We start from the raw sequence: 17,269 nt of genomic DNA, 5'->3' as shown, positions 1-17,269 counted from the left end.
CGCTACTCGGTGGTGCCCATCAGCACGCGCGCGTCGTCGTCGACCCAGTCGAAGGAGCGGCGCACCGCCTTCCGCCACATCCGGATGCGGCGGTCACGCTCGCCGGGGTCCATCCGCGGCTCCCACCGCTGCCCCTCGTGCCAGTGCGCGCGCAGCTCGTCGAATCCGCTCCAGACACCGGTCGCCAGCCCCGCCGCGTACGCCGCGCCCAGCGCCGTCGTCTCGATCACCTCGGGCCGCACGACGGGGATGCCGAGGATGTCGGCCTGGAACTGCATGAGCAGGCCGTTGCGGGTCATGCCGCCGTCGACCCGGATCTCGGTCAGCGGGCGCCCGGTGTCGGCGACCACCGCGTCGATCACGTCGAGGGACTGGAACGCCGTGGCCTCCAGCGCCGCGCGGGCGATGTGCGCCTTGTTGACGTAGCGGGTGAGGCCCACGAGCGCGCCGCGGGCGTCGGGCCGCCAGTACGGCGCGAACAGCCCCGAGAAGGCCGGCACGAAGTAGGCGCCGCCGTTGTCGTCGACCGACTCCGCCAGCCGCTGCACGTCGCTCGACTCCGCGAACATGCCGAGGTTGTCGCGCAGCCACTGCACGAGCGAGCCGGTGACGGCGATCGACCCCTCGACCGCGTAGCGCGCGGGCTCTCCCTCGCGCTGATAGGCCACCGTCGTGATCAGGCCGTGCTGGGAGTGCACGATCCGCTCGCCGGTGGCCACGAGCAGGAAGTTGCCGGTGCCGTAGGTGTTCTTCGACTCCCCCGCCTCGAACGCGGCCTGACCGAACGTCGCGGCCTGCTGGTCGCCGAGGATGCCGGCGATGGGGATGCCGCGCAGCGGCGCCGGGTCGACGATCTCGCCCACGACGGCGGAGGACGGGACGATCTCCGGCAGCATGGCGCGGGGGATGCGGAACACCTCCAGCATCGGGTCGGACCAGTCGAGGGTCCGCAGGTCCATGAGGAGGGTGCGGCTGGCGTTGCTGACGTCCGTGACGTGGCGGCGGCCGCCCGTGAGGTTCCACACCAGCCACGTGTCCGGCGTCCCGAACAGCAGGTCACCCGCCTCGGCGCCGGCCCGCGCCCCGGGCACGCGGTCGAGGATCCACGCGATCTTCGACGCCGAGAAGTAGGTCGCCAGCGGCAGCCCGGTGATCTCGGCGTATCGTGCATAGTCGCCGTGCTCGCCGGCGAGCCGGTCGATCGCCGGCTGCGTGCGGGTGTCCTGCCACACCAGCGCGTTGTGCACCGGCAGCCCGGTGCGCCGATCCCACACGATCACCGTCTCACGCTGGTTGGTGATGCCCAGGCCCGCGATGTCGGTCGCGGCGAGCGTCGCCGACTCGAGCGCGTTCTCCAGCGCCCACACCGTGTTGGTCCAGATCTCGGTGGCGTCGTGCTCGACCCGCCCGGCGCGCGGGAAGATCTGCTCGTGCTCCCGCTGGGCGCTCGCCACGATCCGCCCCTCCGAGTCGAAGACGATCGCACGGGTGGATGTCGTGCCCTGGTCCAGGGCGATGAGGTGGTCGGCCACGCGGGCGCTCCCTTCGCTGCGGGGCGGAGAACCGCCGCGGTCGATTATCGCCGGTCGCGGCCCGGCCGCGGCGACGCGTCGCCGTCGTCGGCCGATGCGGCGCCGGGCACGACCCCGGCCCGGCGCACCGTGGACTCGAGCGCTCGCACCAGATCCGCGCAGCTGCCCAGCGAGACCTCCACGCATTCGCCCGGGCCCGCCCCGAGGTACAGCCAGGTCGTGGCCGAGTCGTCAGGCCGTGAGAGCCCCACCTCGAACTCCTGCGCCACGACCTGATATCGCATCGGATCGACGCTCAGGACGCGACGGCTGACCACGGGGACGGTCAGGCCCGCCGATCGGTGCACCCGGTCCTCGGGATGGTCGTCTTCGCGGTGTCCGCCGGCGCACCATGGCGGACAGGGGGTGCGTTGCCACGTCGGACTCATCGGGACCCCTCACATGTCGGGCGAGTCGGTCGGGCACACGGTCATTACACCAGCGCCCACCGACATCTTCCGCGCCCGGTCACCCTGTCGGGAGGTCGGGGGGAAGCAGATCCGCGGGCGCGACGCCGAGGACCTCGCACAGACCGATGAGCGTCCGCAGCCGGGGGTTCGCCGGCGTGCCCGGGTTGGACTCGCCCTTCTCCAGCTTGCGATACGTGAACACGGATATCCCGGCGGCATAGGCGGCGCGCTCCTGGCTGATCCCCCGCGCCGCTCGCGCGCGCTGCAGCCGCACCCCCAGCTCGCGCGCGTAACGCTCCCAGACATCCGTCGAACCCGGCATCCGTCCAGCCTGGCAAGATCATATCTCGCACATAGGCATGTAAACATGCTCATTTCCACTACTATGGCGGCCGGAGCGCGGAATTCCCAGGCCTTGGGGGCGGAGGAGGCGGCAGGCTGTGCGCTCTGCGGAGCACCGCGAGCCACCGGCGGCGCTCACGCGGCCCGCGACCACACCATATGTTCGTCGACTACTACGAGCTCCTCCGGATCGCACCGGATGCCGATCCGGAGACCGTGGCGGAGGCGATCCGGCTGCAGCGCTACGCCTGGCGTCGCCGGGCCCGGCATCCCCGCGCCCGGACGCGCGCCGTCGCGGAGCAGGTGTGCGCACACATCGCCCGCGCCGAGGAGGTGCTGCTCCACGTCGAGCGACGCCGGGCGTACGACGGTCGGGTCGCCGAGGACGAGACGGCGGCCATGATCGTCGGCCCGCACGGGCGCGACGGGTGGGAGCTCCTGCGCGCGGGACGCGTGGCGGCGGCGAGCCGGGCCGCCCACGCCGCCACGACGAGAAGCCCCGCCGATCCGGACGCCTGGTATCTGCGCGGCCTCACCTCGCACGCGCTCGGCGACACGGCGGACGCGGAGTCCGCCCTCTCCGAGGCGATCCGGCTCGACCCGGCCGAGCCGGCGTATCACTGCGAGCTCGGCGACCTCTACGCCGCCGCCGCGCTGCCGGCCGCCGCGCAGGCGGCCTATCGCCGCGCGGGCGACCTCGATCCCCGCAGCCCCTACTGTCGCGTCGCCCTCGCGGCGATGGCCTGCGCGCGCGGCGACGCGGACGTCGCGCTGCCCGTCCTGGAGCGGGCGGTGCGAGCCGACCCCGCCGACGATCTGGCCCGGCTCTCCTACGCGACCGCGCTCGCGGCGGTGACGACGCAGCTGTGGTCCCGGCAGGCCGACGGCACCCCGCGCATCCTCAACGAGGCGCAGCTCGACGCCTCCCGGAGAAACCTGCGTCGGATCCGGGAGCTGCGCGTGGACGACCCGGGCCTCGAGCGTCGTGTCGACCGGCTCGCCCGGGCCGTCGACGAGGCGGAGCGGATCGGATGGCACACCTCGCCGGACATCGTGCTCTACCTCGCCGCGCTGTCCGCGGCGCTGACCGGGGCGGTCGTCGCGTTCGCGCTCGTGTGGTCCGGAGCGGCCACGGCATGGCTCGCCGCGCTGTCCTGCGCCGCCGCCGTGATCGTCATCCCCGCCGTGTTCGTCACGAGCCATCGGGTGCCGGGCTGGCGGTGGGCACGCGCGCACGCGCCGGAGCCGGTGCGACGCACCGGCCTGCAGCCGGATGCGACGGCCGAGCGGGCCTGACCGGCGCTCAGCGGACCACGGATGCCGCGTCCGGCTCGGCCGCGCGCACCGCCGCGACCGCGGCGTCCACCTCGGCGTCGACCCGCGCCGCGTCCCAGCCGAGCACGTCCGCGACCGTCTCGGCGACCTCGCGCGCCGCGGCGACCGCCGCGCCCTCGAAGGCCAGGCCGGTGCGACGCAGCAGCAGATCGGCGAGGTGCACGACCCGTTCCGTGCGGGCGAGGTGGCGCAGCTCGCCGGTCGAGTACGCCGGGGCGGTCTGCAGGGCCGCGTCGTCGGCATCCGCCTCGATCGCGGCGACGACCCCGGCTGCGCGCGTGCCGTACCGCTCCAGCAGCGCCGCCGCGCGCGTCCGCCCTACGGCGCCCGCGTGCGCGTCGAGCCACTGCGCGAGCCGGCGCTGGGTGCGCGGGTAGCCGCGGCCGCCGCCGATCGCCCGGCCGAACGTGGAGCATCGCCGGTGCCGGCCCAGCTCGTCGAGGACACGGTCGGCGACCCGCTCGGCGGAGGCGCGGAACGTGGTCCACTTGCCGCCGACGAGGCTCAGCACCGGGGTGCCGCCGGGAAGCGTCCGCCGTTCGATGCGGTAGTCGCGGGAGACGAAGCCCGGGGCGAGATCGCCGTGTCCCGGCAGCGGCCGCACCCCGGCGAACCGGTACACGATCTGCTCGCGGGTCACCTCGATCGCGGGGAACACGTGCCGTACCAGCTCGAAGAAGTAATCGACCTCGGCCTCGGTGCAACGGACCGGGTCGGCCATGTCGTGCTCGAGGTCGGTCGTGCCGACCAGCACCCGCCCGCGCAGCGGGTAGACGAGCACGATGCGGCCGTCCTCGTGCTCGAAGAAGATCTCCCGGCCGCCGGTCGCGGCCAGCAGCTCGGGGTGATCGAGCACGATGTGCGAGCCCTTCGTGCCGCCCATGAACCGGGTCGGCTCGTCGAGCGCCTCGTTGGTGAGGTCCGTCCACGGGCCGGTCGCGCCGACGACGACGGATGCCGTGACCCGCACCTCGGCTCCGGTCTCGGCGTCGCGGACGATCACGCCGCCGTCGTGCTCGCCCACCGCGGCCGCGTAGGTGACGGCCCGGCCACCGGGGTCCAGCCCATCCCGCAGCACGTCGAGCGCGAGCCGCTCCGGATCGCGCAGCGACGCGTCGGTGTATGTCGCGGTGTAGCGCACGCCGGGGTTCAGCGCCGGCAGGATCTGCAGCGACCGCCGCCGTCCGTGGAACGCGTGCCGCGGCACGCGACCGCCGCCGCGCGAGAAGGAGTCGTAGATCTGGAGGCCGACCTTGATCAGCACCGCGCCGCGCTCGTGCGGGCGCCCGGTGCCGTGGCGCAGGAACCGCAGGGGAGCTGCCAGCACCCCGGAGAACGTCGAGAAGATCGGGATGGTCGTCGGCAGCGGGCGCACGTAGTGCGGTGCGGTGCGCAACAGGTCGTTGCGCTCGGTGACGGCCTCGTGCACGAGCCGGAACTCGCCGTTCTCGAGGTACCGGATGCCGCCGTGGATCATGTGGGAGGACGCCGCCGAGGCGCCCGAGACGATGTCGCCGCGCTCGACGAGCAGCACGTCGACGCCCTGCAGCGCGAGGTCCCGCAGGATCGCGATGCCGTTGATGCCGCCGCCGATGACGAGCACGTCGGCGTGGGGCCGCTCGGCGAGCGCGCGCCATTCCGGCCGGGCCGCCGCATCCGCCGCCATGTCGCGCCTCTCTCCGGCACTCCTGTGCCGCCTCTCCCATGCTCCCATGCGCCGCCGCTCGCGGACCCGCGCTCCTCCCCCTGGCGCAGGACACAGGACGACACGGTCAATGCCGGCGTCCAGCCGGGTCGTCGCGGCGTGTCGACCCCCGCGTCCTGCGTTTTGCGCCGCATGACGCGGGGAATGAACCGGGCCCGGACACGTTGACTAGGATCAGTGCAACAACGTGCTCCGGGGTCGGTGAGAATCCGAACCGGCGGTGACAGTCCGCGAGTGTCGCGTCCCCCGCAGGGATGCGATGCCGATCCGGTGGAATTCCGGAACCGACGGTGATGCGATGCGACAGCATCGCGAGTCCGGATGGGAGGCAGCACGCGCGTCGCCCGACGCGCCGCTGGTCGACCGTGCCCCGGACGGGACCAGGGAGAGCGGATGCCGGCGACACAGTCAGAGCGGCGCGCGATGGCGCGCGCGCTGACGCTCGCGCGCCGCGGCCCGCGCGGCGTGAACCCGCAGGTGGGCGCGGTCATCCTCTCCCCCGCCGGCGAGGTGCTGGCCGAGGGCTGGCACCGCGGCGCCGGCACGCCGCATGCCGAGGTGGACGCGCTCTCCCAGCTGCCGCAGGGCGCCGCCCGCGGCGCCACCGCGGTGGTGACGCTCGAGCCCTGCAACCACACCGGCCGCACCGGACCGTGCGCGCAGGCCCTCATCGAGGCGGGCGTCGCCCGCGTGGTCTACGCCGTCGACGACCCGACCCCGGTGGCCACCGGCGGCGCCGAGCGGCTGCGCGCCGCCGGCGTCGAGGTGATCGGCAGCGTGCGCACGAGCGAGGCGAACGACCTGCTCGCCTCCTGGGTGAGGGTGCAGCGCCTCGGCCGTCCGCACGTGACCGTGAAGTGGGCGCAGAGCCTCGACGGGCGCGCCGCCGCCGCCGACGGCACGAGCCAGTGGATCACCGGGCCCGAGGCCCGCGCCGACGTGCACCGTCGCCGCGCGGCCGCCGACGCGATCGTCGTCGGCACCGGCACCGTCCTCGCCGACGACCCGGCGCTGACCGCGCGCGCCGCCGACGGATCGCTGCTGCCGGACCAGCCGGCCCCGGTGGTGATCGGGCGCAGCCCGGTGCCGGCGGACGCGGCGGTGCACCGGCATCCGCTCACCCCGCTCGTCTACCCGACGCACGACCTCACCGCCGTCCTGCAGGCGCTGCGGGAGACGGGCGTCCAGCGCGTGCTCGTGGAGGGCGGCCCGACGCTGGCCAGCGCGTTCCTGCGCGACGGACTGGCCGACGAGGTGCTCGCCTACGTCGCGCCGGTGCTGCTGGGCGGCACCCGCCCGGCGCTGACCGAGATCGGGGTGCACACGATCGCGCAGGCGCGACGGCTGACCGTGGCCGCGATCGAACGACTGGGCGACGACCTGCTGGTGGTGGGGCGCCTGGCCCCCGTCCGAACCGAAGGAGACGACTGATGTTCACCGGGATCATCGAGGAGATCGGCACCGTGACCGCCGTGACGCCGTCGGGCGACGGCGTGCGGCTGACCGTGCAGGCCGAGACCGCGGTGTCCGACGCCGGGCACGGCGACTCGATCGCGATCAGCGGCGTGTGCCTGACCGTCATCGAGCAGGGCGCGGACTGGTTCACCGCCGACGTCATGCGCGAGACCCTCGAGCGCGCGACCACCGGCGCGCTGGCGGCGGGCAGCACCGTCAACGTCGAGCGGGCGATGAGCCCGCACGGCCGCCTGGGCGGTCATATCGTGCAGGGGCACGTCGACGGCACCGGCCGCGTGCTCGAGGTGCGTCCCGGCGCGCAGTGGCAGGTGGTGCGCGTCTCCCTTCCCGCCGAGCTGGCGCCGCTCGTGGTCGAAAAGGGCTCGATCACCGTCGACGGCGTCTCGCTCACGGTGAGCGCGGTGAGCCCGGCGGATGCCGGCAGCCACTGGTTCGAGATCTCCCTCATCCCGGAGACCCTCACCGCCACGACCCTCGGCGGCCGCGTCGTCGGCGACGCCGTGAACCTCGAGACCGACATCCTCGCCCGGCACGTGCAGCGGCTGCATGCGTTCGCGCCGGCTCCCACCCCCATCGAAGGAGGCTCGCGATGAGCCTGTCCACCATCCCCGCGGCCCTCGACGCGTTGCGCGCGGGCCGTCCCGTCATCGTCGCCGACGACGAGAACCGTGAGAACGAGGGCGACGCGATCATCTCGGCCGAGCTGGCGACCCCGGAGTGGATCGCCTGGATCGTGCGCCACTCCAGCGGCTTCATCTGCGCCCCCATGCCCGCCGACTGGGCGGACCGGCTCGACCTGCCCCCCATGGTCGCCGTCAACGAGGACGCCCGCGGCACCGCCTACACCGTCAGCGTGGACGCCGCGGACCGGGTGACCACCGGCATCTCCGCCGGCGACCGCGCGCACACGCTGAACGTGCTGGCCGACCCGGACTCCACGCCGACCAGCGTCATCCGTCCCGGGCACGTGCTGCCGTTGCGCGCGGTCGACGGCGGCGTGCGCGAGCGCGGCGGTCACACCGAGGCCGCCGTCGAGCTGATGCGCCTCGCGGGGCTCCAGCCGGTCGGCGCGATCTGCGAGATCGTCGCCGAGGACGGCAGCATGATGCGCCTGCCCGGCCTGATCGAGCTGGGCGAGCGCGACGACCTGCCGGTCATCACGATCGAGCAGCTGGTCGCGTACCTGGAGGAGACCGAGCCGCGCGAGAACAGCGCCGTCACGGCGCACCGGCGCCGGGTGAGCCTGCGGGCCGAGTCCACGGTGCCGACCTCGCACGGCGTGTTCCGCTTCCTCGCGTACAAGGACCGGACCACCGGCACCGACCACCTCGCGATCGTCTCCGGCGAGCTGAACGAGGAGGCGCCGCTGGTGCGGGTGCACTCCGAGTGCCTCACCGGGGAGGCCTTCGGGTCGCTCAAGTGCGAGTGCGGCCCGCAGCTCGAGGCCGCGCTGGACGCGATCGAGCAGGACGGCGGCGTCGTCGTCTACATGCGCGGCCACGAGGGTCGCGGCATCGGCCTGATCAACAAGCTGCGCGCGTACAGCCTGCAGGAGCGGGGACTGGACACCGTGGACGCGAACCTGGCCCTGGGGCTGCCCGCCGACGCCCGCGACTACGCGGCGGCGGCCGGCATCCTCGCCGACCTCGGCATCGAGAAGGTGCGACTGCTCACCAACAACACGGACAAGGTCGCGCAGCTGCGCGACCTCGGCCTGGACGTCGTCGAGCAGGTGCCGCTGCTGGTGGGCGTCGGCGCCAACAACCACCAGTACCTGCAGACCAAGCGCGACCGCATGGGGCACGTCATCCCGGACGCCGAGTTCGCCGCCGCGCTGGAGAAGATGAAGGAGAACGCCCAGTGAGCGGCAAGGGAGCGCCCGAGGCGCGGACGATCGACGGCGCCGCCGACGTGCGCGTGGTCGTGGTCGCCGGCACCTGGCACGAGCGGATCACCGACGGCCTGATCGCGGGCGCGGCGCGCGCGCTGGACGCCGCCGGAGCGGACTGGTCGCTCGTGCGCGTGCCGGGCTCGTTCGAGCTGGCCGTCGCCGCGCAGGCGGCGTTCGCCGGCGGCGCGGACGCCGTCGTGGCGCTGGGCGTCATCGTCCGCGGCGGCACGCCGCACTTCGAGTACGTGTCGGCCGCGGCCACCGACGGTCTGACGCGGGTCGCCCTCGACGCCGGGCGACCGGTCGGCTTCGGCCTGCTCACCCTCGACGACGAGCAGCAGGGCCTCGATCGCGCAGGGCTCCCCGGCTCGAAGGAGGACAAGGGCGCCGAAGCCGCCGACGCGGCCGTGCGCACCGCGCTCGTGCTGCGCACGCTGCGCGCCTGACCCCCACGCTTCGTCTCCGTGGACGGGCACGGAGAGCCCGACCGCGCACACTTCCACGGAGATGGACGGAGGGAAGACCCATACCTTCAGCTATGCTGAGGGTATGGAGATCCTGCGCAGCGTCGTCGTCCTCGTCCACATCACCGGCTTCGCGATCCTGTTCGGGTCGTGGCTGGTCGAAGCCGTCGCGCGCCGCGTCCGCGTCACGCGCCTGATGACGGTGGGCATGACGATCGCCGCCGTGGCCGGACTCGCGCTCGCGGCGCCGTGGGGGATCTCCTACGACCTCGACTACGTCAAGCTCGGCGTCAAGCTCGTCATCCTGCTCGTGATCGCGGCCCTGCTCGGCATCGGCTCGGCCCGTCAGCGCCGCGCCGGCGGCCTGTCGCCGGTGATCTTCTGGCTCATCGGCATCCTGACCCTGGCGAACGCCGCGATCGCCGTCATCTGGCGGTGAGGCCGCGCCGCCCGAGCCGCGGCGCCCTCCCACGGTAGGGTGCGTCCATGTCCACTGCCGTCACCGCCCCCGCCAATCCGCGCTCGCGCGTCATCCTCGCGAGCCTGGTCGGCACCACGATCGAGTTCTACGACTTCTACGCGTACGCGACGGCGGCGGTTCTGGTCTTCCCGTCGCTGTTCTTCCCGACCGGCGACGACACCACCGCGCTGCTGAGCTCGTTCGCGGTGTTCGGCGCGGCGATGGTCGCGCGTCCCGTCGGCGCCGTGGTGTTCGGCCACTTCGGCGACCGGTTCGGCCGCAAGGCGACCCTCGTCGCCTCGCTGCTGACGATGGGCATCGCGACGTTCCTCATCGGCTGTCTGCCCACCTACCAGGACATCGGCTGGTGGGCGGCCCTGCTGCTGCTCGCGCTGCGCCTGGCGCAGGGCTTCGCGCTCGGCGGCGAGTGGTCGGGGGCGGCGCTGGTCGCGACCGAGAACGCGCCGGCCGGCAAGCGCGCCTGGTACGGCACGTTCCCGCAGATGGGCGCGCCGGTCGGGTTCATCATCGCGAACGCGATCTTCCTGATCATCAACTTCGCGCTGCCGCACCCGGACGGCACGGCGCAGCGGTCGGCGGAGTTCCTCGCGTGGGGATGGCGCGTCCCGTTCTGGTTCTCGGCGGTGATGGTGATCGTCGGCCTGTGGGTGCGGCTGCGCCTGGTCGAGTCGGCGACGTTCACGAAGGCGGAGCAGGTCGGCGCGATCCGCCGTTTCCCGCTGGGCGAGGTCCTGCGCCGCTACGGGAAGCAGCTCGTCCTCGGCACGTTCATCATGCTGGCGACGTACGTGCTGTTCTATCTGATGACGAGCTTCACCCTGTCGTACGGGACGGCGAAGACGGATGCCGCGGTGCCGGGGCTCGGCTTCGCCTACACCGACTTCGTGGTGATGCAGATCATCGGCGTGGTCTTCTTCGGGGTCTTCACCCTGCTGTCGGGACCGCTCGCCGACGCGATCGGACGCCGCCGGCTGCTGCTGTGGGTCACGGGCGGCATCATCGTGTTCGGCCTCCTGTTCACCGTGTTCCTGCTCCCCTACGCCGACCCGAAGTTCACGGGCGCCCTGGTGCAGGCCTTCCTCGTGTTCGGGTTCGTGCTCATGGGGGCCACGTTCGGTCCGATGGGCGCCCTCCTGCCGGAGCTGTTCCCCACCAACGTCCGCTACACCGGCTCCGCGATCGCGTACAACGTCTCCTCGATCCTCGGCGCGGCGCTCGCCCCGATCGTCGCGGTCGCGCTGTGGGCCGCCGCGGGCGGATCCCCGTGGCTGGTGGGCGTCTACCTGTCGGGCGCCGGCGTCCTGACCCTCGTCGCGCTGCTGCTGTCCCGGGAGACCCGGGACGTCGACTACTCCGGCGACCTGGGCCTCGGCGCCACCGGCTCGCTCTGACCCCGCGGTCGCCCGCCCCCGCATTCCGCGAGACCGCATTCCGGCGCCGAGACGGTGGCGAGACCCCACTCCCTCGGCGCCGGCATGCGGTCTCGCGGGAGAGGACCCGGCGGACGTCAATGAGAGTTGACAGCCGTGACGGCGTCAACTAGCGTTGACCTGCCGAGAGGAGGCAGGATGTCCGACCAGATCCGTACCGCGATCGACGCGGTCGGCGGCGGTGAGCCGCTCGCCGAGCTGCGTCGCATCGGCGAGCTCCGTCGCGAGATCGCCCGCCTCGAGGAGGCGCAGGTGCGCCGGGCACGCCTCCAGGGCTACGCCTGGGTCGCCATCGCCAGCGCGCTCGGAGTCAGCAAACAGGCAGCGCACAAGAAGTTCGGTCGACGGTGAGCCGTCCGGCCGCCCCATCCCGAAGGAGAGCCATGTCCGCGAGCGCCCCCGCGCGCCGCAGCCCGTTCGCCCGACCGTCGAAGGACGACGGGCCGCGCGCGAGCCTGCGCCAGCTGCTGCCCTACGTCTTCGAGCACAGGCGCGTGCTCGGCGTCGTCGTCGTGCTCAGCATCCTGGGCGCCGCCACGACCCTGGGGCAGCCGCTCGTGGTCAGCCAGGTGATCACGCGGGTGCAGTCGGGCGAGACGCTCGGGCTGCTGGTGTGGGCGCTCGTGGCGCTCGTGATCCTGTCCTCGCTGATCTCCGGCTATCAGCACTACCTGCTGCAGCGCACCGGCACGGCCGTCGTCTACTCCAGCCGGCGCCGGCTCATCGCCCGCATCCTGCACCTGCCGATCGCCCAGTTCGACGCTCGCCGCACCGGCGATCTGGTCTCGCGCGTGGGCACCGACACCACGCTGCTGTACGCGGTGCTGACGCAGGGCCTCGCGGATGCCGTCGGGAACGTCCTCATCTTCCTCGGCGCGCTCGTCGCGATGGCGATCATCGACGGGGTGCTGCTGCTGCTGATCCTCGTCGTGATCGTCGCCTCGATCGCGGTCGTCGGCGCGCTCAGCGGTCGCATCCGCAAGGCCACGCGCGAACAGCAGGAGAAGGTGGGCGAGCTCGCCTCGGGGGTGGAGCGCGCCGTCGGGTCGATCCGCACCGTGCGCGCCGCCGGCGCCGGCGAGCGCGAGGAGGCCGCCATCACCGGGCTCGCGCAGGAGAGCTACCGCGTCGGCGTGCGCATCGCCAAGGTCTCCGCGCTCGTCGTGCCGGTGGCCAGCATCGCGCTGCAGGTGTCGCTGCTGGTCGTCCTGGGGGTGGGCGGCGTGCGCGTGGCGGCCGGCGACCTGACGATCGCGAGCCTGGTCACCTTCGTGATCCTGCTGTTCATGCTCGTCGCGCCGCTGGGCACCTTCTTCGGCGCCTTCACCTCCGTGAACCAGGCGCTCGGCGCGCTCGGCCGCATCCAGGAGGTGCTCGACCTCCCCGCCGAGACCGCCGACGACGCGCCGATCGCCGCGGCCGCGCGCGAAGCCGGCGTCATACCGGCCCCGGATGCCGCGATCGAGTTCCGCGAGGTGCGCTTCCGGTATCCGGAGGCCGCTGTCACCGCGCGGCAGAAGGCCGAGTCGGAGGCCCGCGCCGCGCTCGCGGACGCCCGCATCGACGTCGCCCCCCTCGACGCGATCGACGAGCCCGACGACGACCGCGAGGTGCTGCGCGGCGTCTCGTTCCGCGTGCCACGCGGGTCGCGGGTCGCGCTCGTCGGCCCGTCCGGCGCCGGGAAGAGCACGACCCTCGCGCTCATCGAGCGCTTCTACGACCCGACCGGCGGCGCGATCCTCGTGGACGGCGTGGACGTCCGCGCGCAGAACCGGGCCGACCTGCGCGCCCGCCTCGGCTACGTCGAGCAGGACGCGCCGACCCTGGCCGGCACGATCGCCGGGAACCTGCGACTCGCCTCGCCCACGGCGTCGGACGCCGAGTGCGAGCGCGTGCTGCGCGAGGTGAACCTCGGCGACGTGCTGGACCGCAGCGATCTCGGCCTTCAGGCGCAGGTCGGCGAGGGCGGCGTCATGCTCTCCGGCGGCGAGCGTCAGCGTCTCGCGATCGCGCGTGCGCTGCTGGCCGCTCCCCCGATCCTGCTGCTGGACGAGTCGACGTCGTCGCTGGACGGGCTGAACGAGCAGCGGATGCGGGAGGCCATCGACGCCGTCGCCGCGGGCCGCACCCTGCTGGTCATCGCGCACCGGCTCTCGACCGTCGTCGACAGCGACCTCATCGTCGTGCTCGACCACGGGCGCGTCGTCGGTGCCGGCACGCACTCCGAGCTCGTCGCCTCGACGCCGCTGTACCGCGAGCTCGCGAAGCACCAGCTGCTGGTGTGACGGCGGCTCGGCTCTCCCCGGCCCGCCGGGTCTGCGACCGCCGCGCGCGGGACGACGGATGCCCCGGGGCGATCGCCCCGGGGCATCCGTCGTCCGCGCTCGGGTCAGGCCTGCTTGAGGCGGTAACGCAGCGAGGAGAGCTCGGCGCGCAGCGAGGAGGGCACGCGGTCGCCGAAGGTGTCGTAGAACTCCTCGGTGAGGTCCGCCTCGGCCAGCCACGACTCACGGTCGATCGCGAACAGCTCGGCGAGGTCCTCGGCGGGCACCTCGATCCCCGCGAGGTTGAGGTCCTCGACGCGCGGCAGCCGGCCGATCGGGCTCTCGACCGCGGGGATCTTGCCCTCCACCCGGCGGATGATCCAGTCGATCACCCGGGCGTTGTCGCCGAAGCCCGGCCACAGGAAGCGTCCGTCGGCGCCCTTGCGGAACCAGTTCACCTGGAAGACGCGCGGGGCCCGGTCGAAACGCAGCTTCTGACCGACGCGCACCCAGTGACCGAAGTAGTCGGCCATGTTGTAGCCGCAGAACGGCAGCATGGCGAACGGGTCGCGACGCAGCTCGCCGACGGTGCCCTCGGCGGCGGCGGTGCGCTCCGACGAGATCGTCGAGCCGAGGAAGACGCCGTGGGTCCAGTCGGTGGCCTCGACCACGAGCGGCACGTTGGTCGCACGGCGACCGCCGAACAGGATCGCGTCCAGCGGGACGCCGGCGGGGGCGTCCCAGTCGGCCGCGATCTGCGGGCACTGGGACGCCGCGACCGTGAAGCGCGAGTTGGGGTGCGCGGCGGGGCGGCCGGAGTCCGGTGTCCAGGGGTTGCCCTCCCAGTCGATGAGCTCGGCGGGCGCCTCGTCGGTCAGTCCCTCCCACCACACGTCGCCGTCCGGGCGCAGCGCGACGTTCGTGAAGATCGTGTTGCCCCACAGCGTCTCGACCGCGGTGACGTTGGTCGACTCGCCGGTGCCGGGCGCGACGCCGAAGAATCCGGCCTCCGGGTTGATCGCCCACAGGCGTCCGTCCTCGCCGGGCCGCAGCCAGGCGATGTCGTCGCCGAGGGTCTCGACGCGCCAGCCGGGGATCGTCGGGCGCAGCATGGCGAGGTTCGTCTTCCCGCAGGCCGACGGGAACGCGGCCGCCACGTGGTACGCCTTGCCCTCCGGGCTGATGACGCGGATGAGCAGCATGTGCTCGGCGAGCCAGCCCTCGTCGCGGCCGATGACCGAGGCGATGCGCAGCGCGAAGCACTTCTTGGCCAGGATCGCGTTGCCGCCGTACCCGGAGCCGAACGACCAGACCTCGAGCGTCTCCGGGAAGTGGACGATGTACTTCTCGTCGTTGCAGGGCCAGGCGACATCCCGCTGGCCGGGCTCGAGCGGGGCGCCCACCGAGTGCACCGTCTTGACCCAGTGGGCGCCGGCGGCGATCTGGTCGAGCACGCCGGCGCCGACGCGGGTCATGATGCCGATCGAGGCGACCGCGTAGGCGCTGTCGGTGACCTGCACGCCGATGTGCGAGAGCGGGCCGCCCACCGGTCCCATCGAGAACGGCACGACGTACATCGTGCGTCCGCGCATCGAGCCCTCGAACAGCCCGTCGAGGGTGCCGCGGATCTCGGCCGGCGCGATCCAGTTGTTCGTGGGGCCGGCGTCCTCCTCCTTCTCGGCGGCGATGAAGGTGCGCGCCTCGGTGCGGGCGACGTCGCTCGGGTGCGAGCGGGCGAGGTAGGAGCCCGGACGCCACTCGGGGTTGAGCTTGATGATCTTCCCCTCCTCGACCATCTCCCGCAGGAGGGCCTCGTTCTCGCCGCGGGAGCCGTCGACCCAGTGGATGCGGGCGGGCTGGGTGAGCGCGGCGATCTCGTCGACCCAGGCGAAAAGGGCGTCCATGCCCGGGCCCTGCACGTCGGGGCGGGCGCCGTAGGCGACGTTCAGCGGTCCGGTGTGGGTGCGAGGCGCGGTGTCGGCGATGGCCATGGGTGCTCCTTGTCGGCAAGCAGGTGAGAACGGTGGTTCTCCTCCACTATCGCCGGGTGTGCCGGAGTCTTTCCGGCCGCACAGGGTGAAAATACTTGAATTCTTTCGGTATGCTCAAGGAATGCCCCCCTCGACGATCGAGCTCGCGACCCTCGGCCACCGCATCCGGCACTTCCGGCTGGAAAGCGGGCTCACCCTCGACGAGCTCGGCGCGCGCGTGGGAGTCGCGGGCAGCCATCTGAGCCTCATCGAGAACGGCAAGCGCGAGCCCAAGCTGTCGCTGCTGCAGGAGATCGCGACCGCCACCGGCATCGACCTCGGGCAGCTGCTGTCCCGCGAGCCGCCGAGCCGGCGAGCGGCCCTGGAGATCGAGCTCGAGCGCGCGCAGTCCAGCCAGGTGTTCCGGCGCCTGGGCGTCGCGCCGGTCAAGGTGTCCAAGGGGCTGAGCGACGAGACCCTCGAGACGATCCTGGGGCTGCACCGCGAGCTCGCCCGTCGTGAGAGCGAGGCGATCGCCACCCCCGAGGAGGCACGCCGTGCCAACACCGAGCTGCGGCTGCGGATGCGGGAGAAGAACAACTACCTGCCCGACATCGAGAGGCTCGCCGAGAAGCACCTGAAGGCCGCGGGGCACGGCTCCGGCGCCCTCACCCACCGCACCGTCAGCGTGATGGCGAGTCAGCTCGGCTTCGAGCTGATCTACGCGAACGACCTGCCGCACTCGACGCGGTCGATCACCGACCTGGAGAACGGGCGCATCTACCTGCCGCCGGCGTCCATCCCCGGCGGTCACGGCCTGCGGTCCATGGCGCTGCAGGCGATGGCGCACCGGCTGCTCGGCCACCAGCCGCCGGCCGACTACGCGGAGTTCCTGCAGCAGCGCCTGGAGATCAACTACTACGCGGCCTGCGCTCTCATGCCCGAGAGCGCGGCGCTGGCCTTCCTGCACGAGGCCAAGCGCGACCGCGACATCGCGGTCGAGGACTTCCGCGACGCGTTCGGGGTGACGCACGAGGCGGCCGGGATGCGGATGACGAACCTGCTGACGGAGCACTTCGGCATCCCGCTGCACTTCCTGCGCGTCGACGGATCGGGCGCGATCTCGCGGGTGTACGAGAACGACGAGCTGCCGCTGCCGATGGACGTCACCGGGGCGGTCGAGGGCCAGATCGTGTGCCGCTGGTTCGCGGCCCGTTCCGCGTTCGAGGAGCAGAACCGCACGACCGAGCACTACCAGTACACCGACACGCCCTCGGGCACCTTCTGGTGCTCGTCGCAGACCGGGACGACCTCCGACGGCGAGTTCTCGATCACGGTGGGGGTGCCGTTCGACGACGCGAAGTGGTTCCGCGGCCGGGAGACCACCAAGCGCGCCGTCTCGACCTGCCCGGACGAGTCGTGCTGCCGCCGTCCTTCCGGCGAGGCCGCCGCCCGCTGGACGGGCAAGGCGTGGCCGAGCGCCCGGGTGCACATGCAGATGTTCTCGCCGCTGCCCTCGGGCGCCTTCCCCGGCGTCGACGACAACGACGTGTACGCGTTCCTCGACCGGCACGCCCAGAGCTGAGCCGGCGGCGCGGGTCAGCGTGCGGGGGCGGCGCGGGCCGCGTCCACGCCGATCCCCCACAGCGGGTCGGGCAGCACGTCGCCGAGCACCCACTCCCCGATCCACCGGTTCTTGAACAGCACCGGGTTGTGGCTGGACACGGTGCGGGCGTTGCGCCAGTAGCGGTCGAGCCCCTTGGTCGTCGAGGTGGCGGATGCCGCGAGCGCGTCGAACAGCCGCGAGGTCAGCTGCTGCACCGCACCGGTCGCGAAGGACTGCGCCTGCGCGGTGCGGATCTCGGCGAGGCCCGCCGCGGCCGCCGCCTCGCGGCGTGCGGCGTCGCCCGGCGCCGCACGCCAGGCGAGC

Annotated in this window: 15 protein-coding genes and 1 pseudogene; 10 read left to right on the top strand and 6 right to left on the bottom strand. The window is 72.9% G+C overall.

The genetic code is table 11. From position 1 onward, the window contains the following. Positions 1-2: 2 nt before the first annotated feature. From glpK to QM626_RS00090, 3 genes are all read right to left on the bottom strand, one after another. The gene (gene glpK / locus QM626_RS00100; RefSeq protein ID WP_415072614.1) at positions 3-1,532 is read right to left on the bottom strand and encodes a glycerol kinase GlpK; all 1,530 of its coding nucleotides are present in this window, start codon (positions 1,530-1,532) and stop codon (positions 3-5) included. 44 nt (positions 1,533-1,576) lie between these two features. Continuing rightward, on the bottom strand, positions 1,577-1,960 hold the full coding sequence (locus QM626_RS00095) for a DUF6907 domain-containing protein (RefSeq protein WP_415072612.1): 384 nt from the start codon (positions 1,958-1,960) through the stop codon (positions 1,577-1,579). Between the two features lie 79 nt (positions 1,961-2,039). Further along, complete coding sequence (locus QM626_RS00090) at positions 2,040-2,303, bottom strand: helix-turn-helix domain-containing protein (RefSeq protein ID WP_415072610.1); 264 nt, start codon at positions 2,301-2,303, stop codon at positions 2,040-2,042. A gap of 179 nt (positions 2,304-2,482) precedes the next feature. Here QM626_RS00090 and QM626_RS00085 point away from each other — a divergent pair, with 179 nt between their 5' ends. Next, positions 2,483-3,619 carry a tetratricopeptide repeat protein gene (locus QM626_RS00085; RefSeq protein WP_415072608.1) on the top strand — a complete coding sequence of 379 codons (1,137 nt, stop codon included), beginning with the start codon at positions 2,483-2,485 and terminating at the stop codon, positions 3,617-3,619. A gap of 7 nt (positions 3,620-3,626) precedes the next feature. Here QM626_RS00085 and QM626_RS00080 read toward each other — a convergent pair whose 3' ends face one another. Continuing rightward, positions 3,627-5,324 carry a glycerol-3-phosphate dehydrogenase/oxidase gene (locus QM626_RS00080; RefSeq protein ID WP_415072606.1) on the bottom strand — a complete coding sequence of 566 codons (1,698 nt, stop codon included), beginning with the start codon at positions 5,322-5,324 and terminating at the stop codon, positions 3,627-3,629. Positions 5,325-5,756: 432 nt separating this feature from the next. On the opposite strand from QM626_RS00080, the gene ribD reads away from it, so the two are divergent. The 8 genes from ribD to QM626_RS00040 all read left to right on the top strand — a co-directional run bounded on the left by ribD (position 5,757) and on the right by QM626_RS00040 (position 13,390). After that, positions 5,757-6,794: a bifunctional diaminohydroxyphosphoribosylaminopyrimidine deaminase/5-amino-6-(5-phosphoribosylamino)uracil reductase RibD gene (gene ribD, locus QM626_RS00075; RefSeq protein ID WP_415072604.1), complete on the top strand. Its 1,038-nt coding sequence runs from the start codon at positions 5,757-5,759 to the stop codon at positions 6,792-6,794. Beyond that, positions 6,794-7,432 carry a riboflavin synthase gene (locus QM626_RS00070; RefSeq protein WP_415072602.1) on the top strand — a complete coding sequence of 213 codons (639 nt, stop codon included), beginning with the start codon at positions 6,794-6,796 and terminating at the stop codon, positions 7,430-7,432. The genes ribD and QM626_RS00070 overlap by 1 nt, the downstream gene beginning before the upstream one ends. Beyond that, positions 7,429-8,703 (top strand): GTP cyclohydrolase II, encoded by a 1,275-nt coding sequence (gene ribA, locus QM626_RS00065; RefSeq protein ID WP_415072600.1) that lies wholly within the window; start codon positions 7,429-7,431, stop codon positions 8,701-8,703. The genes QM626_RS00070 and ribA overlap by 4 nt, the downstream gene beginning before the upstream one ends. Next, positions 8,700-9,176: a 6,7-dimethyl-8-ribityllumazine synthase gene (gene ribH, locus QM626_RS00060; RefSeq protein WP_415072598.1), complete on the top strand. Its 477-nt coding sequence runs from the start codon at positions 8,700-8,702 to the stop codon at positions 9,174-9,176. The genes ribA and ribH overlap by 4 nt, the downstream gene beginning before the upstream one ends. A 103-nt stretch (positions 9,177-9,279) precedes the next feature. Further along, positions 9,280-9,633, top strand: coding sequence for a Fe-S protein (locus tag QM626_RS00055; protein ID WP_415072596.1), 354 nt, complete (start codon positions 9,280-9,282; stop codon positions 9,631-9,633). Between the two features lie 47 nt (positions 9,634-9,680). Continuing rightward, positions 9,681-11,066: an MFS transporter gene (locus QM626_RS00050; RefSeq protein WP_415072594.1), complete on the top strand. Its 1,386-nt coding sequence runs from the start codon at positions 9,681-9,683 to the stop codon at positions 11,064-11,066. Positions 11,067-11,243: 177 nt separating this feature from the next. After that, on the top strand, positions 11,244-11,456 hold the full coding sequence (locus tag QM626_RS00045; protein WP_415072592.1) for an AsnC family protein: 213 nt from the start codon (positions 11,244-11,246) through the stop codon (positions 11,454-11,456). 32 nt (positions 11,457-11,488) lie between these two features. Further along, positions 11,489-13,390 (top strand): ABC transporter ATP-binding protein, encoded by a 1,902-nt coding sequence (locus QM626_RS00040; protein ID WP_415072590.1) that lies wholly within the window; start codon positions 11,489-11,491, stop codon positions 13,388-13,390. A 104-nt stretch (positions 13,391-13,494) separates the two neighbouring features. Here QM626_RS00040 and QM626_RS00035 read toward each other — a convergent pair whose 3' ends face one another. Continuing rightward, positions 13,495-15,360 (bottom strand): phosphoenolpyruvate carboxykinase (GTP), encoded by a 1,866-nt coding sequence (locus QM626_RS00035; RefSeq protein ID WP_415072588.1) that lies wholly within the window; start codon positions 15,358-15,360, stop codon positions 13,495-13,497. Between the two features lie 121 nt (positions 15,361-15,481). On the opposite strand from QM626_RS00035, the gene QM626_RS00030 reads away from it, so the two are divergent. Next, a complete protein-coding gene (locus tag QM626_RS00030; RefSeq protein ID WP_415072587.1) occupies positions 15,482-16,924 on the top strand; it encodes a helix-turn-helix domain-containing protein in 1,443 nt (480 codons plus the stop codon). Between the two features lie 14 nt (positions 16,925-16,938). On the opposite strand, the pseudogene QM626_RS00025 reads toward QM626_RS00030, so the two are convergent. Beyond that, positions 16,939-17,269, bottom strand: a pseudogene (locus tag QM626_RS00025) (monooxygenase); the annotation flags it as partial.

The sequence above is a fragment of the Microbacterium sp. genome (assembly GCF_047606385.1).
Lineage (GTDB): Bacteria > Actinomycetota > Actinomycetes > Actinomycetales > Microbacteriaceae > Microbacterium.
Note: the sequence above shows the minus strand (reverse complement) of the source record. Positions and strands in the feature narration are given on the sequence as shown.